We start from the raw sequence: 16,135 nt of genomic DNA, 5'->3' as shown, positions 1-16,135 counted from the left end.
CATGTCATCGGGGCACCGGCGAAAATCGGGACGTGGAACTGACGCTGCTCGGCACCGGAGCCCCCACCGGCCTCCCCCGCCCCGACTGTCCCTGTGCCGCCTGCGCCACCGCCCTCGGGGCGGAGGTACGGGCGGCGACCGCGCTGCTCCTCGACGGGGCACTGCTGCTGGATCTGACGCCGGGGGCGGCTTTCGCGGCGGCCCGGGCCGGGAAGTCGCTGGCCGGGGTGCGGCAGGTGCTGTTGTCGCACCCGCACGACGGGCCGGCCGTCGAGGTGCCCGCCGGGCTGCCCGCCCCGGCCCGGGTGCCGGACGGCCGGGAGCTCGCGCTGCTGACGGGCCATCGGGTGCGGGCCATGGCCATGGACGCCGGGGGTACGGGGTACGCGGTGACCGGGCCCGGCGGTCAGCGGCTGCTGTATCTGCCGCCCGGGAGCGCGCCGGCGGGGATCGAGGACGCGGACGTGGGAACGTACGACATGGTCGTCGCGGACGTGACCGGGCGGCCGGACGCGCTGGCGCGGCTGCGGGCGGTGGGGGCGATCAGGCCGACGACGGACGTCATCGCCGTACATCTGGACCATGACGTGCCGCCGGGGGGCGAGTTGCGGCGGCGGCTGGCGTCCTTGGGGGCGCGGGCGGTGGCGGACGGGACGACCCTGGTGGTCGGGGCGTACGAGGAGGTGCCGGACGTGCCGCGACGGACCTTGGTGCTGGGCGGGGCCCGGTCCGGGAAGTCGGTGGAGGCGGAGCGGCGGCTCGAAGCCTTCCCCGACGTCTTGTATGTCGCGACCGGGGGGCTGCGGGGCGGGGACACCGAGTGGGCGGCCCGGGTGGCGGCGCACCGGGAGCGGCGGCCGGGGTCGTGGCGTACGACGGAGACGTGCGACCTGGTGCCGTTGCTGGCGGAGGACGGGACGCCGCTGCTGATCGACTGCCTGTCGCTGTGGCTGACGGACGCGATGGACTCGGCCGGGGCGTGGGACGACGCGGTGTGGGCGGACGGGGGCGAGCGGGCGCTGCGGGAACGGGTGCGGGAGCTGACGGAGGCGGTGCGCTCCACTCGCCGTACCGTGGTGGCGGTGTCCAACGAGGTCGGCTCCGGAATCGTGCCGGCCACGGCCTCGGGTCGGCGCTACCGGGACGAACTGGGGCGGCTGAACGCGGCGTTCGCGAACGAGTGCGAGCACGTGCTGCTGGTGGTGGCGGGGCAGGCGGTCACTCTGCGCGGGTGACGAGGCGGGCGACGAGGCGATGGCCGCCGGTGCCGACGGGGATCCGGCGGGCGGTCACGATCTCGCAGTGCAGGGCGTCCAGTTCCGCGCGGACGTTGTCCGGGGGGATGAGGTGGCGGGGGCGGGTGCGCGGGTGGGTCCAGCGGCCCAGGAGCTGTGCGAGCGGGGTGTGGGGGTCGGGGAGTTCCAGCAGGAGGTGGCCTCCGGGGCGCAGTGCCGCCACCGCCGCGCGCAGGAGTGCGCGGGGGTCCTTGGCCTGTGGCAGGTGGCGCAGGACGCTGACGACGTCGTAGCGGCCGCGCAGATGGGCCATGAGGTGAGGGTTGGTCAGGTCGCCCGCGTAGCCCTCCTCCACGCGGTCCGCCGCCCGGGCCCGTTCCACCCTGCCGGTGGGGTCCACGCCGTCGAAGGACGTGTACGGGAAGACCTCCTTCGCCACCGCCGGGAACTCCGCGTCGCCCGTGCCGACGTCCAGCCAGCTCTCCGGTTCGCCATACGGCAGCATCGCGCGGGCGGTCGCGAGCAGCCGCCGGCGGCCGTACGCGCGCTCGCACCGGTGGCGCGTGGGGCCGGGGTTCTGGAAGGCGTGGGCGCAGTCGTGGCATGCGTCGAGCGTGTAGCCCTCGGCGCTGAGCCGGGTGCGCAGGCGGTGTGAGCCGCACCAGGGGCAGTCGTCGCGGCGCGGTGCGAGGAAACCGTCCGTCGCGGGGGCGAGTTCGGTGGGTGCGGACATGGGCGACTCCGGGCGCGAGGGGCGTACGACAATCCGCTGCAAAACGGAACGTATGGGATCGCGATCTTGGGTGCAACGACGTCGCGCCGGAGCGGGGGTGACGTGGCGGGGCGAGTGGTGGCCATGTGGCGATGTTCCGTTCGACCGGTGCCGGTACTGTTCGGCGAATGAGCTCGCTTAATCTCGACGACTTCACCGATCTGATCGAGCGCCCCGACGGTGGGGTGCGCCGCGACGCGGAGGCGCGCCGGGAGCGTCAGATCGTGCCGCCCGGGTCGCTGGGCCGCCTCGACGACCTGGGTGAGTGGCTGGCCGCGGCGCAGGGCGCCGTACCGGTGCGGCCGGTGGAACGGCCGCGGGTGGTGCTGTTCGCCGGTGACCATGGGATCGCCGAACTGGGCGTCTCGGCGCGGCCCGCGGGCAGCGCGGGGCAGTTGGTGCGGGACGTCCTGGAGGGCGGCCGGCCGGTGTCCGTGCTCGCGCGGCGCCTCGGCGTTCCGGTGCGGATCGTCGACATGGGCCTGGACTGCGACCCCGAGACCCTGCCCGAGGACGTCGTACGGCACCGGGTGCGGCGCGGCAGCGGGCGGATCGACATCGAGGACGCGCTGACGCTCGAGGAGGCGGAGGCCGCGTTCCGCGCCGGGGTCGCGGTGGCCGACGAGGAGGCGGACTCCGGTACGGATCTGGTCGTGCTCGGCGATGTGAGCGTCGGCGGCACCACCGCGGCGGGCGTGCTGGTGGCCGCGCTGTGCGGGACGGACGCGTCCGTGGTGACCGGGCGGGGCGGGCTCGCCATCGACGACCTGGCCTGGATGCGCAAGTGCGCGGCGATCCGGGACGCCCTGCGGCGGGCCCGGCCCGTGCTCGGGGACCAGTTGCGGCTGCTGGCGACCGTCGGCGGCGCCGACCTCGCGGCGATCACCGGGTTCCTGCTGCAGAGCGCGGTGCGGAAGATGCCGGTGATCCTCGACGGCGTGGTCGTGGCCGCGTGCGCGCTGGTGGGCCAGCGGGTCGCGTTCCGGGCGCCGGACTGGTGGCTGGCGGCGCACGACAGCGGGGAGCCGGGCCAGGCGAAGGCGCTGGACCGGATGGCTCTGGAGCCCGTCCTCACCCAGGGCGTGACCGTCGGGGAAGGCGCCGGAGCCCTGCTGGCGCTCCCGCTGGTCCAGGCCGCGGCGGCACTGGCGGCGGAGCTGCCGGAGAAGCCGGAGCCCGAGGAGAAGGCGGAGTCGGAGTCGGAGTCGGAGGAGAAGGACGACGAGTCCGGCGAGGCCGCACCCTCACAGTAGTTCTGGAGACCGCCGGTGAAGACGCCGTCGCCGGGGTTCCGGCCCCGCGCGGGGCGCTGAAGGCGCGTCAGGGGCGTTCCGGGTCCGGTTTGCCGCCGATCCAGTCCTGGACGGCGCGGCTGGGCCCCGCCCAGCGCTTGTCGTGGCGGTCGGCGCGCAGCTCGGACTTGGCGCGGGCGCGCGGGCGGCGGCCGTAGAAGCGGCGGAACCAGAAGGAGCCGGGGCGCGCCAGGCGGATCGCGCCGACGAGCGCGATGACCGGGATGATCACGCCGAAGACGGCCATCAGGGGCTTGCCCTTGAACAGGGCGACAAGGGCGATGAGGAAGTTCGTCGCGACCGTCCAGGCGAGGGTGCCGCGGTCCTGGACCTCCTCCTGGCTGAGGTCGTTGACGCCGAAGGGCACGAAGCCCACGAGGACCAGCCCGACGAGTGCGGCGGTGAGGACGACGACCTCGACGCTGCGGCGGCCGGCCTCGGTCCAGTAGACGTCGTCCAAGTGCAGGATCATCGCGAACTCGTCGAGGACGAGACCGGCGCCGATCCCGAAGACCACGGCGCAGGCGCCGGATCCGAAGCCGCGCCCGCCGGTCGCGACCGCGCCGAAGCCGCCGACGATGGTGAGGACCACGCCCGGGACGACGTGGTGGATGTGCACCCCGCCCGCCTCGACGTTGCCGAAGGGGCCTTTGCCCGCGCGGATGAGGCGTGTGACGACCCGGGTGACGACGAACGTGATGATGAACGCGCTCAGCGCGAGCAGCAGGGGCAGCTTGCCCGGTTCGATGATGTTGCGCTCCAGCCAGTGCCCCATGCGCCCCAGTTTGACCGGGGGTTCCGTCGCCCGCCCCCGAGATACGGCCGAAGGGGGGCTCACGTACCCTTCCGGCGTGTTCACCAGCCCTCTCCCGCACGGTCTCCGTTTCGCCTTCGGCACCCTCACCGTCCTTCCGGTCAAGGTGGAGCGATGGGACCGGGAGGCAGCACGGGGCGGGATGCTGAGCGCTCCCGTGGTCGGCCTCGTCGTCGGCGGCTGCGCCGCCGCCCTCGGCCTCGCGCTGCTGTTCCTGGGCGCCGGCCCGCTGCTCGCCGCCGTCGCCACCGCGGCCGTACCCGCCGTGCTCACGCGCGGGCTGCATCTGGACGGTCTCGCCGACACGGCGGACGGGCTCGGGAGCGGCAAGCCCGCCGAGGACGCGCTGCGGATCATGAAGCAGTCGGACATCGGGCCGTTCGGCGTGATCACCCTGCTGTTCGCGCTGCTCGCCCAGGTCGCCGCGCTCGCTCAGGTGTACGACGACTCCTGGGCCCGAGGCGCCCTCGCCGCCCTCGTCTCCGCCGTCGCCGCCCGGCTCGCCCTCACGCTCGCCGCCCGCGCGGGAGTGCCCGCGGCCCGGCCGGAGGGGCTCGGCGCGGCGGTCGCCGGAGTGGTGCCGGTGCGGTGGGCGACGACCGTGGCCGTCGGTGTCGTGCTGGCCGCCGGTGCCGCCGGTGCGCTTCTCGGCGCCGACGACGCCGTACGCACCGCCCTCGCGGTCCTCGTCGCCCTCGGCCTCGCCGAACTCCTCCTGCGCCGCTGTGTCCGCCGCTTCGGCGGGGTCACCGGGGACGTGTTCGGCGGCCTCGCGGAGACGGCGGCGACGACCGCGCTCGTGGTGCTGTCACTGGGCTGACCCGGCCTCCAGCCCGTGCGGCAAGGTCCCCCAGGGGTGATCCCCCGCTCCGGGCACCGCGCAGTGCACCGCGGCCCCGCGCGCCCGGGCCAGGGCCTCCGCGCCGGCGCCGGGAGGGACGCCGTACAGCAGATGGCCCACCCGGACCCCGGGGCCGTACGTCCCTTGCGGCGGGGGCTGTTCGCGGTACGTCGTCCAGGTGCCCTCGAAGGTGATCAGGAGGTCGGCGATCCTGGCGTACGACGGGTGCGGTGGGGTGCCGTGGTTCAGGGCGAGGGTGCCGAAACCGGCGCGCCAGGCCGCGGTCGCGAGGTCCTGGTAGTACGGGAACTCCTCGCGGGCCGCGGCGACTTGGTCCAGGAACACGCCGTCCGCGTCGTACCAGTCCCGGTGCCGTGCGAGGTCGCGGGCGACGTGGGCGTGCGGTCGGCGGCCGTAGGCGGTGTCGACGTAGCCGAGCACCCGGACGTCCGCTTTCCGCAGTCGGGCCGCGACCTCGGCGAACGCCGGGTCGGGTGTCTCGCCGGGGCCGCTGGCCGGGTTCAGGACGACCCCGTGGAGACGGGGTGCGGCCGCGATGATCGCCGCCCATTCGGCGGGGCGGACGGACGGGTGCTCGTAGTAGGGGATCAGCAGGTCGTTCATCGGTGGGCCGTCACTCTTCCCAGCAGGGCGCAGACCAGCGCGGCTTGGGCGACCGCCGCGGTGCCGTGGACGATCAGGCCGGTCCCGTGCGGGCTGCCCGTGTGGGTCACCAGGGCGAGCGTCTGGGCCACGGCCGCCGCGCAGCAGATCGCGGCCGCGCCGAGCACCGCGCCGAAGGACTGGAGCAGCAGGCCGGTCCACAGCACGACGCCGAGCAGGAGGAGGGCGGCGAGGTGGGCGACGGTGGGGGTGGGGGTGTGCGGCCACAGGGCGGCGGTGGTGAGGGTGAGCGCGGCGAGGATGGTCAGGTAGGCGGTGAGGCAGGCGGCGACTGTGCGGACGGTGGTGCGGCGGAAGGTCGTGGTGGTGCGGCTGTCGCGGAGGGCGGTGGCGGTGCGGCCGCGGAAGCGGTGCAGCAGCCATTCGGCGGGGCCCATGCTGAGGGTGAGGGCGACTGCGGAGGGGGCGGATTCGAGGGCTGCGTGTACTACGAGGACACCGGTGGCCAGGCCGAAGAGGGCGTACGGGAGGGAGCCGGTGAGGGAGCCCGGGGTGGGGGTTGCCGTGGGGGTGGGGGTCGCCGTGGGGGTGGGTTTCGCTCGCCCGCGCTTGCGGAGTGCCGCCCGCGCCCATCCGTGCCGCCCCAGCGGCAGGACTGCCCGCAGGCTTGGCCGGTTGGACGGATCCACCAGGGCCAGTACCACCACCGCCGCCAGTGAGCCCAGCAGGACCGCGAGTCTTGCCGGGTCCGGGACGGGGTGGAGCGGGCTCAGGGTCGCGGCCGCCGTCATCGGCAGGAGTGCGGCCAGCAGGGCTCGTTCTCTGCCCAGTACCAGCAGGACCGTCGCCGCCGCCAAGTAGCAGGACTGGCCTGCCGCGAACGCGACCGCCGTCGCGGGTGCCGTGCCTGCCGCCGCAATGGCCACCAGCGTGCCCAGGAACGCCCCCACCGGGCCGCCCACGAGGAGCGCGCGGCGGGCCGCCGTGCGGTCCCCCATGCCCAGCCAGGTGTACGCCCGGTGCGCCAGGCCCTGGTTCCAGGTCCAGCCGAACAGGGCCGCGGACAGGAGGGGGACCGTTCCTGCCGGGAGGCCGAAGTCGCCCTTCGGGCCCGCGAGGAAGGGCGCGCCCAGGACGTACGCGAGGCCGGGGAGGGCGAAGACCACCCCGCGCAGGAGGCAGGCCGCCAGGCCCACCTGCCAGGGGTCGCCGGCCGGGCCGGGCGGCTCGGGATAGGCGCGGGGCACCCGGTCGTACAGTTCCTCGGCCAGCGCGAAGGAGTTCCTCACGCCGTAGCGCTCGCGTATCTGGTCGTCCGAGAGGCCGTCGGACTCCAGCAGGGCCGCGATCTCGTCGGGGTGGACGGCGGCCGCCGTGAAGTCGGCCAGGCGTTCGGCGAGTTCGTCCACCGGGTCGGGCCGCGCCCAGCTGGGGGTGCGCTGGCGGGGGATCGACGGGAGGGCCTCGGCGCGGGTGCCGGGCGGGATCCAGAGGCCGCCGCTCACCAGTCGGTCCCGTCCGTCGCCACCTTCTCGTACCAGGGGTCCCGCAGTTCCAGGGTCCAGTCGGCGACCGTCTCGACCGTCGGCTCGTACACCTCGGGCAGGCCCGCCAGCTCCTGGTAGATCGTCCGGAAGGCGTCCACGGAACGGCGGAGCGTGAACCGGTCGATCACCCGCTGACGGGACAACTCGCCGAGCTTTAGGCGTCTTTCGTCGTCGGTGAGGAGGGTGAGGGCCGCCGCCGCCATCTTCTCCGGCTCCCGCGGCGGGACCACCAGGCCCGTGTCGCCGACCGCCTCGCGCACTCCCCCGACGTCCGTCGAGACCGTCGTACGGCCGCAGGACATCGCCTCGATGATCGAGAACGGGAAGCCCTCGGAGATGGAGGAGAGCATGACGACATGGCCGGCCGCGTAGGCGCGCCAGACCTCGCTGATCCGGCCCTCGAAGGTCAGGCCGTCGGTCACACCCAGTTCGGCGGCCAGCTTCTCCAGCCTCGTCCGGTACGCCTCCCCGCCCGGCGGCACCGGGCCGAACAACCGCAGCCGGGTCTCGGGGAGTTCGGCGCGGACCATGGCGTACGCCCGGAGCAGGGTCTCCAGGTCCTTGATCGGGTCGACCCGGCCGCACCAGGTGAGCGTGGGGACCTCGGGTTCGGGGCCCGCGTGCGGGAAGGCATGCGGGTCGACGCCGTTGTACACCGTGCGGATCTTGTCGGCGTCGGCGCCGCCGCGCTCCTCCCACCGGCGGTTGTACTGGTTGCACGGCGTGATCAGGTCGGCCGTCCGGTACCCGTGTGAATTCAGTTCACGGTAGAAGCCGAGCATGAACGCCTTAACGGGCCACCGCTGTTCGGCGCTGCGGTAGCCGAGGTAGCGCTCGCGCAGATAGATGCCGTGTTCGGTGAGCAGGAACGGTACGCCGTCCAGCTTGCGGGCCGCGAGCGCGGGCAGCGTGGCGAGTCCGCTGCTCACCGCGTGCGCGACCGAGTCCTCGGGGATCCGCACGCCGAGGGGGCGCAGGGCGTGTTCCAGCAGGTCGGTCGCGGTGAGCGCGTCGTGCACGGTCGGCTCGGCTGCGGCCGTCGGCAGGTGCGGCATCGTCCAGATCCACATCAGCGAGCGGAGCGCGGCCTCCGTGCGCAGGGCCGCCGAGAGGCGTCCGGCGCGGGCCAGTTCGGCCAGCTCGTACAGGGCCTCGCCGAAGTCGGCCCGGGCCCCAGGGTCGAGGAAGGCGAGCAGGAACCGCTCGTAGGAGTCGAGGAACCGCCGGCGGGCCCGGCCGAAGGGCGCGCGCCCGCTTCCGGGACGCGGGCCCCAGGTCGGCACGGAGGTGTGCCGGTAGACGTTGGACGGCAGTTCCCAGGTCACCGGCTCCCTGCCGGTGCCGGTGAGCGAGACGACGTGGAAGTCGACCTCCGGCATGCCCTTGACGAGCTGGTCGCACCAGGTGCTGACGCCGCCGTGGACGTGCGGATAGGTGCCTTCGGTGAGCATGGTGACATGACGGCCCGATCGCCTCATGCGTGGTTCCCCCCTGCGGAACAGGTCTTACGGCCCGGCAGCGCACCCCGGCCGGTCAGGATCCGGGGTGCGCGTGCCGGCGACTCGCCTCAGGCCGACGGAAGTTTCAGCGTCAGCGCCGACTGGAGCGCACCCGGTGCCGCCCACGCCGAGCGCTTGCCCGCGTACGCCGTGCCGAAGACGGTCGTGCCCAGCAGCTGCTGCTGCCTGGTGCCCTCCGGTGCCGTCACCGGGATCTGGGTCCCGGACGGACCGGTCACCGTCACGGTCGTGCCGATGCGGTACGCGGTGACGCGGTTGTTCGCCACCGCCGTACGCCAGGCCGTGCGGCGCTGGAGTTCGGTGCCGATGGCCTTCTGGGAGAGGTTCTCCACCGGGGTGTTGTCGGCGAACAGGCCCCGGTAGTCGGCAAGGACCTTGTCCAGGACCGGGTAGAGGATGCGGTCCTCGGCCAGGTTGGACTGGTGCACGTAGTGCGGGCGCGGGTCGTTGTTGACGACGTGGCTCAGGGCGATGCGGGCCTCCTGCGGGACGATGTAGTCGTCGTAGCCGGTGGCCGGGTCGAGGGGTTCGTCCAGGCAGGTGGAGGCCGGGTTGGTCGTGCAGATGCCGCTGCCGCCGTCCTCGGCGGAGGTGTAGATCCAGTTGTACTCGTCGGCCATCTCGGCCTTCGTGCCGACGTTGTAGTACACGTTCATCGGATGCCGGGGCACGGTCTGGGCGGCGCCCACCGCGCGCTGTTCGGGCTCGCGGGAGTTGTCCGAGGCGACCCATCTGACGCCGGTGTCGGCGAGGGCGCCGGCCAGGTTCGGGTTGTCGTTCGGCTGTTGCGGCAGCGTCCTGAGGCCCGAGTGCTCACCGGTGACCAGTTCGGTGCGGTCGACCGGGAGGCCCTTGCCGACGGCCCAGTTGTGGTTGTCGCGGATCTGCCCGGCGATCTCGGCGCGGCTCATGTACTTCGTCGAGCCGTCGGCGTTCTTCGCGCAGGTCCACGGCACCGTCGAGGTGTCCTGAACGCAGCCGAGGAAGGGGTGCGTGTAGGTGTGGTTGATCCAGCGGTACTGCGCCTTGTCCGCGAGCAGCCGGGCGGTCAGCGCGTCGGTGCCGCCGTGCTCGGCCTTCCACTCCTCGCCGGAACCGGCGTTGTAGACCATGTCCATCGTGAAGCCCCGCGTCCGCTGCCACTGGGCGGCGTGGACGGCGTCCTCGGCCGTCATGCGGATCGGGTTCGTCTCCTCGCCCCCGCCCACGCAGTCGATGTCGCCGGGCGTGCAGTTGCGCTCCATGTCCCAGCGGGCGTCGGGCGCGAAGACGTCGTCGATGTGCACGGCGAAGTAGTTGCGGTCCTGGCCCAGGTGGACACCCTGGGTCAGCCACTCCACGATGCCCCGGGCGAGCAGCCGGAACTGCCGCTGGTGCTGGTTGTAGGCGAAGGTGACGACCAACTCGCGGCGCCCGTCGTGGGCGTACTCCCCGACCAGGCTGCCGCGCCCGGAGCCCTCGGGGACGGGGAGGTCGACGTAGCTGGTGAAGCCGGCCCGGGGGCGGGCGACGTAGCCGTAACTCTCCTGGATGGAGGGGGCGTTGTCCTCGAAGGCGAAGGCGCCGTCGAGGTAGCCGAAGGCCCCCGCGCGTCCGGCGTCGGTGACGGAGGCCTGGCGTCCGTCGAGGCTGCCGGACCAGCCGCCCTCGGTGGTGTAGTCGAGGCCGACGCCCGGGTGGGCCCAGGTGTAGGCGTCGACCTGCGGGATGCCGTAGGTCCGCTCGTAGGTCTCCAGCGCGGTCTGCTCGGCGGAGCCGGCGCCGAAGGGGGCCTCGTTCGGCAGGACCACGCCCTGGAACTTCGCCCGCGGCCGCCCGTTCACCGTGTCGCTCAGGAACGCCCCGGTCACCGCCGGACGGGCGGAATCGTTCAGGTCGATCGTGGTGTACGGGACGCCCGCGCCGCGCAGCTGGGCCGCGATGGCCCGTACGGCGCTGCCGCCGTCGTCCACCACCAGGACCCTGAGGTCGATGCGCGGGTCGACGGCGGCCGACGCCTGCGGGGCCCCCAGCCCCAGGGTCAGCAGTCCCGCGGCCGTCAAAGTGGCGGCGGTGTTTCGCAGAGCGGTGTTGCGCAGAGCGGTCCCTCTGCGTCGATGCGCACGGTGCGCCATGTGTCGTCCTCCCCCCAGAAGATCCCCCTGTGCCACACCCGGGGAGGATCCTTGGAAATCATGCGAAGCGGTGAACCACGGGCTCACCGGAACGCGATGAGTGTGTCTCAGGTCACGGGGAGTGAGAGTTGGGAAGTGGCCACGACGCCACCGACAGGTGAACGCCCGTAGGAATGAGCGAACGGGACACACGCGCGTAGGCTCGTCCCGAGTGTCAGCCGCACCGGGGAAGGCCCCGGCTGAGCCAGGACCCTGAGGTCGGAACTAGGGTCGGCCGTCGGGCCCGGTCGACCCACACCTTTCGGCCACTGCAACTTCACATCGGAAGCGAGATTTCACCACCGTGACTGCTCTCACTCTCAGCACCGCCGCGGCGCCCGGCCTGCGGGCCGACGCGATCGTGATCGGTGTCGCCAAGGGCGCCAAGGGCCCCGTGGTCGCCCCGGGCGCCGAAGCCCTGGACAAGGCCTACGACGGCCGGCTCGCCGGCGTCCTGGAGACCCTCGGTGCCTCCGGCGGCGAGGGCGAGGTGACGAAGCTCCCGGCCCCGGCCGGCTTCAAGGCTCCCCTCGTGGTGGCCGTGGGCCTCGGCGCGGAGCCCGAGAAGGACGCCGAGTTCGGCGCGGAGGCGCTGCGCAAGGCCGCCGGTGCCGCCGCCCGCGCGCTCGCCGGGTCCAAGAAGGCCGCCTTCGCCCTGCCCCTCGCGGACGCCGCCGACGCCGGCGCGGTCGCGGAGGGCGCGCTGCTCGGGGCCTACTCCTTCGACGCCTACAAGGACAACGGCAAGAACGGCAAGGGCAACGGCAAGGCGCCGCTCGCCGAGATCGCCCTGCTCGGCGGGAAGCCGCGGGACAAGGCGTTCAAGGCCGCCCTCGAGCGCGCCACCGCCGTCACCGAGGAGCTCAACCGCGCCCGTGACCTGGTCAACACCCCGCCGAACGACCTCAACCCGGAGTCGTTCGCCGCGGTCGCCCAGGTGGCGGCCAAGGAGCACGGCATCAAGGTGCAGGTGCTCGACGAGAAGGCCCTGCAGAAGGGCGGCTACGGCGGCATCCTCGGCGTCGGCGCCGGGTCCGCGGCGGGTCCGCGGCTGGTGAAGCTGTCGTACACCCACTCGAAGGCGAAGAAGCACCTCGCGTTCGTCGGCAAGGGCATCACCTACGACTCGGGCGGCATCTCGCTGAAGCCGGCGGGCCACAACGAGACCATGAAGTGCGACATGAGCGGTGCGGCGGCGGTGTTCGCGGCCGTCGTCGCGGCGGCGCGGCTCAAGCTCGAGGTCAACGTGACGGGCTGGCTGGCGCTCGCCGAGAACATGCCGTCCGGCTCCGCCACCCGCCCGGGTGACGTCCTGCGCATGTACAGCGGCAAGACCGTCGAGGTGCTCAACACCGACGCCGAGGGCCGGCTGGTGCTGGCGGACGCGCTGTGGGCCGCCTCCCTGGAGAAGCCGGACGCGATCGTGGACGTGGCCACGCTGACCGGCGCGATGGTGCTGGCGCTGGGCAACCGGACGTTCGGTGTCATGGCCAACGACGACGCGTTCCGCTCTGCGCTGGTGGAGGCCGCGGAGGAGGTCGGCGAGGCCTCGTGGCCGATGCCGCTGCCGGAGCACCTGCGCAAGGGAATGGACTCTCCCACCGCCGACATCGCGAACATGGGCGAGCGGATGGGCGGCGGCCTGGTCGCCGGTCTGTTCCTGCGCGAGTTCGTGGGCGAGGGCATCACCTGGGCGCACCTCGACATCGCGGGCCCGGCCTTCAACGAGCAGGGGCCGTTCGGCTACACCCCGAAGGGCGGTACGGGGTCGGGTGTGCGGACGCTGGTGCGGCTCGCGGAGCTGACGGCCGCCGGCGAACTGGGCTGATCTCCTCGACGGGGCCTCGCACATCACTGGAGCGAGGCCCCGGCACCTTTTTGGCCTGCCCTCCCTTGTGAGCGTGTGGTGTCTCACACGTCGGCCCGGCGTCTCGTCCGGTGGCGACAAGTGCGAAGATGGGGCTCGGCAGGACAGGGCCCCCACCGAAGGGCCGAAAGCAAGAGCGGCCGGACACCAGCCGCCGACCGGTCACTGGAGACCGGCGTGGCGCACATGCATGGAGGACGTGACGTGGCGAACGACGCCAGCACCGTTTTCGACCTAGTGATCCTCGGCGGTGGTAGTGGCGGTTACGCCGCGGCCCTGCGCGGGGCGCAGCTGGGCCTGGACGTCGCCCTGATCGAGAAGGACAAGGTCGGCGGCACCTGCCTGCACCGGGGTTGCATCCCCACCAAGGCCCTGCTGCACGCGGGCGAGATCGCCGACCAGGCCCGCGAGAGCGAGCAGTTCGGTGTGAAGGCCACTTTCGAGGGCATCGACATCGCCGGGGTCCACAAGTACAAGGACGGCGTGATCGCCGGTCTGTACAAGGGCCTGCAGGGTCTCGTCGCCTCCCGCAAGGTGACGTACATCGAGGGTGAGGGCCGGCTGTCCTCCCCGACCTCCGTCGACGTGAACGGTCAGCGCGTCCAGGGCCGCCACGTCCTGCTGGCGACCGGCTCCGTGCCGAAGTCGCTGCCCGGCCTGGAGATCGACGGCAACCGCATCATCTCCTCGGACCACGCCCTCGTCCTGGACCGCGTGCCCAAGTCCGCGATCATCCTGGGCGGCGGCGTCATCGGCGTCGAGTTCGCCTCCGCCTGGAAGTCCTTCGGCTCCGAGGTCACCGTCATCGAGGGCCTGAAGCACCTCGTGCCGGTCGAGGACGAGAACTCCTCGAAGCTGCTCGAGCGCGCGTTCCGCAAGCGCGGCATCAAGTTCAACCTGGGCACCTTCTTCCAGAAGGCCGAGTACACCCAGGACGGCGTGAAGGTCACCCTCGCCGACGGCAAGGAGTTCGAGGCCGAGGTCCTCCTCGTCGCCGTCGGCCGTGGCCCGGTCTCCGCCGGTCTCGGCTACGAGGAGCAGGGCGTCGCGATGGACCGCGGCTACGTCCTCGTCGACGAGTACATGCGCACCAACGTTCCGACCATCTCCGCCGTCGGTGACCTCGTCCCGACCCTCCAGCTCGCGCACGTCGGCTTCGCCGAGGGCATCCTGGTGGCGGAGCGTCTGGCCGGTCTCAAGACCGTTCCGATCGACTACGACGGTGTCCCCCGCGTGACCTACTGCCACCCGGAGGTCGCCTCCGTCGGTATCACCGAGGCCAAGGCCAAGGAGATCTACGGTGCGGACAAGGTCGTCGCTCTGAAGTACAACCTGGCGGGCAACGGCAAGAGCAAGATCCTGAACACCGCGGGCGAGATCAAGCTCGTCCAGGTGAAGGACGGTGCCGTGGTCGGCGTCCACATGGTCGGCGACCGCATGGGCGAGCAGGTCGGCGAGGCCCAGCTGATCTACAACTGGGAGGCGCTGCCGGCCGAGGTCGCCCAGCTCATCCACGCCCACCCGACGCAGAACGAGGCGCTCGGCGAGGCCCACCTGGCCCTGGCGGGCAAGCCGCTCCACGCGCACGACTGACCCCTCGGTCGAAGAACGCGACGACACAGACTTCCGCAATCCGTTAGGAGCAACCGAAACCATGGCGGTTTCCGTAACCCTTCCGGCGCTCGGCGAGAGCGTCACCGAGGGCACTGTCACCCGCTGGCTGAAGGCCGAGGGCGAGCGCGTCGAGGCCGACGAGCCGCTGCTCGAGGTGTCGACCGACAAGGTCGACACCGAGATCCCCTCGCCCGCCGCCGGCGTCCTGGCGTCCATCAAGGTCGCCGAGGACGAGACCGTTGAGGTCGGCGCCGAGCTGGCCGTCATCGACGACGGCACCGGTGCGCCGGCTGCCGCCCCCGCCCCGGCCGCCGAGCCCGAGCCGGAGCCCGCCGCGGCTCCGGAGCCGGCCGCTGCCGCCCCGTCCACCGAGCAGGCCGCCCCGGCGCCCGCTCCCACCGCCGAGGCCGCCGCCGGCGGCGGTTCCGCCGAGGGCACGGACGTCGTCCTGCCCGCGCTCGGCGAGTCCGTCACCGAGGGCACCGTCACCCGCTGGCTGAAGTCGGTCGGCGACTCCGTCGAGGCCGACGAGCCGCTGCTCGAGGTCTCCACGGACAAGGTCGACACCGAGATCCCGGCGCCCACCTCCGGTGTGCTGCTCGAGATCACGGTCGGCGAGGACGAGACCGCCGAGGTCGGCGCCAAGCTCGCCGTCATCGGCGCCCCGGGTGCGGCTCCGGCCGCCGCCCAGGCCCCCGCCGCCCCGGCCCCGGCCGCCGAGCCCGCGCCCGCCCCGGCCGCCCCCGCGGCACCGGCTCCGGCTCCGGCCGCGCCCGCCGCCCCGGCTCCGGCTCCCGCCCCGGCCGCCCAGGCTCCGGCTCCGGCCGCCCAGGCCCCCGCGCCTGCCGCTCCGGCTCCGGCTCCGGTCACCCCGGCCCCGGCCGCTCCGGCGCCCGCCGCCGCGCAGGCGACCGACGAGGGTGCCTACGTGACCCCGCTGGTGCGCAAGCTCGCCGCCGAGAACGGCGTCGACCTGGCCTCCGTCAAGGGCACCGGCGTCGGCGGCCGGATCCGCAAGCAGGACGTCATGGCCGCCGCCGAGGCCGCCAAGGCCGCCGCCGCTGCTCCGGCTCCCGCCGCGGCCGCTCCGGCTGCCGCCAAGAAGGCCCCGGCGCTGGAGGTCTCCCCCCTGCGCGGCCAGACCGTCAAGATGCCGCGCATCCGCAAGGTCATCGGCGACAACATGGTCAAGGCCCTGCACGAGCAGGCCCAGCTGTCGTCGGTCGTCGAGGTCGACGTCACGCGTCTGATGAAGCTGCGCGCCCGCGCCAAGGACGCGTTCGCGGCCCGTGAGGGCGTCAAGCTCTCCCCGATGCCGTTCTTCGTCAAGGCCGCGGCTCAGGCGCTGAAGGCCCACGCGCCGATCAACGCCAAGATCAACGAGGCCGAGGGGACCATCACCTACTTCGACACCGAGAACATCGGTATCGCGGTGGACTCCGAGAAGGGCCTGATGACCCCGGTCATCAAGAACGCCGGCGACCTCAACCTCGCCGGTATTGCCAAGGCCACCGCCGACCTGGCGGGCAAGGTCCGGGCCAGCAAGATCACGCCGGACGAGCTGTCGGGCGCGACCTTCACCATCTCCAACACCGGTTCGCGCGGCGCTCTCTTCGACACGATCATCGTGCCGCCGGGCCAGGTCGCGATCCTCGGCATCGGTGCCACGGTCAAGCGCCCGGCGGTCATCGAGACGGAGGACGGCCCGGTCATCGGCGTCCGCGACATGACCTACCTGACCCTCTCCTACGACCACCGCCTGGTGGACGGCGCCGATGCCGCCCGCTACCTGACGGCGGTCAAGGCGATCCTGGAGGCGGGCGAGTTCGAGGTCGAGCTCGGCCTCTGACGCCACA

Annotated in this window: 12 protein-coding genes; 6 read left to right on the top strand and 6 right to left on the bottom strand. The window is 73.0% G+C overall.

Annotation, left to right across the window (positions count from 1 at the left end; translation table 11 throughout):
• Positions 1-32 precede the first annotated feature (32 nt).
• Positions 33-1,235: a bifunctional adenosylcobinamide kinase/adenosylcobinamide-phosphate guanylyltransferase gene (locus AC068Z_RS41390; RefSeq protein WP_478568660.1), complete on the top strand. Its 1,203-nt coding sequence runs from the start codon at positions 33-35 to the stop codon at positions 1,233-1,235.
• Here the strand turns inward: AC068Z_RS41390 and AC068Z_RS41385 are convergent.
• On the bottom strand, positions 1,219-1,968 hold the full coding sequence (locus AC068Z_RS41385; protein ID WP_478568657.1) for a class I SAM-dependent methyltransferase: 750 nt from the start codon (positions 1,966-1,968) through the stop codon (positions 1,219-1,221). The two genes, AC068Z_RS41390 and AC068Z_RS41385, sit on opposite strands and share 17 nt — an antisense overlap.
• A 167-nt stretch (positions 1,969-2,135) precedes the next feature.
• Between AC068Z_RS41385 and cobT the strand changes: the two genes are divergently transcribed.
• Complete coding sequence (gene cobT, locus AC068Z_RS41380; RefSeq protein ID WP_478568654.1) at positions 2,136-3,260, top strand: nicotinate-nucleotide--dimethylbenzimidazole phosphoribosyltransferase; 1,125 nt, start codon at positions 2,136-2,138, stop codon at positions 3,258-3,260.
• Between the two features lie 67 nt (positions 3,261-3,327).
• Here cobT and AC068Z_RS41375 read toward each other — a convergent pair whose 3' ends face one another.
• Entirely contained in the window at positions 3,328-4,074 is a 747-nt protein-coding gene (locus AC068Z_RS41375; protein ID WP_478568651.1) for a hypothetical protein, read from the bottom strand.
• A gap of 76 nt (positions 4,075-4,150) precedes the next feature.
• On the opposite strand from AC068Z_RS41375, the gene AC068Z_RS41370 reads away from it, so the two are divergent.
• Positions 4,151-4,933 carry an adenosylcobinamide-GDP ribazoletransferase gene (locus AC068Z_RS41370; RefSeq protein WP_478568648.1) on the top strand — a complete coding sequence of 261 codons (783 nt, stop codon included), beginning with the start codon at positions 4,151-4,153 and terminating at the stop codon, positions 4,931-4,933.
• Here the strand turns inward: AC068Z_RS41370 and AC068Z_RS41365 are convergent.
• The 4 genes from AC068Z_RS41365 to AC068Z_RS41350 form a co-directional block, all read right to left on the bottom strand.
• Complete coding sequence (locus AC068Z_RS41365) at positions 4,922-5,578, bottom strand: spherulation-specific family 4 protein (protein ID WP_478568645.1); 657 nt, start codon at positions 5,576-5,578, stop codon at positions 4,922-4,924. The genes AC068Z_RS41370 and AC068Z_RS41365 overlap by 12 nt on opposite strands.
• Positions 5,575-7,083, bottom strand: a complete 1,509-nt coding sequence (locus tag AC068Z_RS41360; RefSeq protein WP_478568642.1) for a hypothetical protein — start codon at positions 7,081-7,083, stop codon at positions 5,575-5,577. The genes AC068Z_RS41365 and AC068Z_RS41360 overlap by 4 nt, the downstream gene beginning before the upstream one ends.
• Positions 7,080-8,603 (bottom strand): GT4 family glycosyltransferase PelF, encoded by a 1,524-nt coding sequence (gene pelF, locus AC068Z_RS41355; RefSeq protein WP_478568639.1) that lies wholly within the window; start codon positions 8,601-8,603, stop codon positions 7,080-7,082. The genes AC068Z_RS41360 and pelF overlap by 4 nt, the downstream gene beginning before the upstream one ends.
• An 89-nt stretch (positions 8,604-8,692) precedes the next feature.
• Positions 8,693-10,759: a hypothetical protein gene (locus AC068Z_RS41350; RefSeq protein WP_478568636.1), complete on the bottom strand. Its 2,067-nt coding sequence runs from the start codon at positions 10,757-10,759 to the stop codon at positions 8,693-8,695.
• 343 nt (positions 10,760-11,102) lie between these two features.
• Here AC068Z_RS41350 and AC068Z_RS41345 point away from each other — a divergent pair, with 343 nt between their 5' ends.
• The 3 genes from AC068Z_RS41345 to sucB all read left to right on the top strand — a co-directional run bounded on the left by AC068Z_RS41345 (position 11,103) and on the right by sucB (position 16,128).
• Entirely contained in the window at positions 11,103-12,626 is a 1,524-nt protein-coding gene (locus AC068Z_RS41345) for a leucyl aminopeptidase (RefSeq protein WP_478568633.1), read from the top strand.
• A gap of 243 nt (positions 12,627-12,869) precedes the next feature.
• Positions 12,870-14,258: a dihydrolipoyl dehydrogenase gene (gene lpdA, locus AC068Z_RS41340; RefSeq protein WP_478568630.1), complete on the top strand. Its 1,389-nt coding sequence runs from the start codon at positions 12,870-12,872 to the stop codon at positions 14,256-14,258.
• A 61-nt stretch (positions 14,259-14,319) separates the two neighbouring features.
• Positions 14,320-16,128: a 2-oxoglutarate dehydrogenase, E2 component, dihydrolipoamide succinyltransferase gene (gene sucB, locus AC068Z_RS41335; RefSeq protein ID WP_478568627.1), complete on the top strand. Its 1,809-nt coding sequence runs from the start codon at positions 14,320-14,322 to the stop codon at positions 16,126-16,128.
• The last annotated feature ends 7 nt before the right edge of the window (positions 16,129-16,135 follow it).

The sequence above is a fragment of the Streptomyces sp. NPDC043726 genome, assembly GCF_056436565.1.
This window is presented reverse-complemented; position numbering and strand designations above follow the sequence as displayed.

Bases quoted from the DNA above. Each gene is read 5' to 3' on its own strand.
- AC068Z_RS41385 (WP_478568657.1), bottom strand. From the start codon at position 1,968: ATGTCCGCACCCACCGAACTCGCCCCCGCGACGGACGGTTTCCTCGCA.
- cobT (WP_478568654.1), top strand. From the start codon at position 2,136: ATGAGCTCGCTTAATCTCGACGACTTCACCGATCTGATCGAGCGCCCC.
- AC068Z_RS41375 (WP_478568651.1), bottom strand. From the start codon at position 4,074: ATGGGGCACTGGCTGGAGCGCAACATCATCGAACCGGGCAAGCTGCCC.
- AC068Z_RS41365 (WP_478568645.1), bottom strand. From the start codon at position 5,578: ATGAACGACCTGCTGATCCCCTACTACGAGCACCCGTCCGTCCGCCCC.
- pelF (WP_478568639.1), bottom strand. From the start codon at position 8,603: ATGAGGCGATCGGGCCGTCATGTCACCATGCTCACCGAAGGCACCTAT.
- AC068Z_RS41350 (WP_478568636.1), bottom strand. From the start codon at position 10,759: ATGGCGCACCGTGCGCATCGACGCAGAGGGACCGCTCTGCGCAACACC.
- sucB (WP_478568627.1), top strand. From the start codon at position 14,320: ATGGCGGTTTCCGTAACCCTTCCGGCGCTCGGCGAGAGCGTCACCGAG.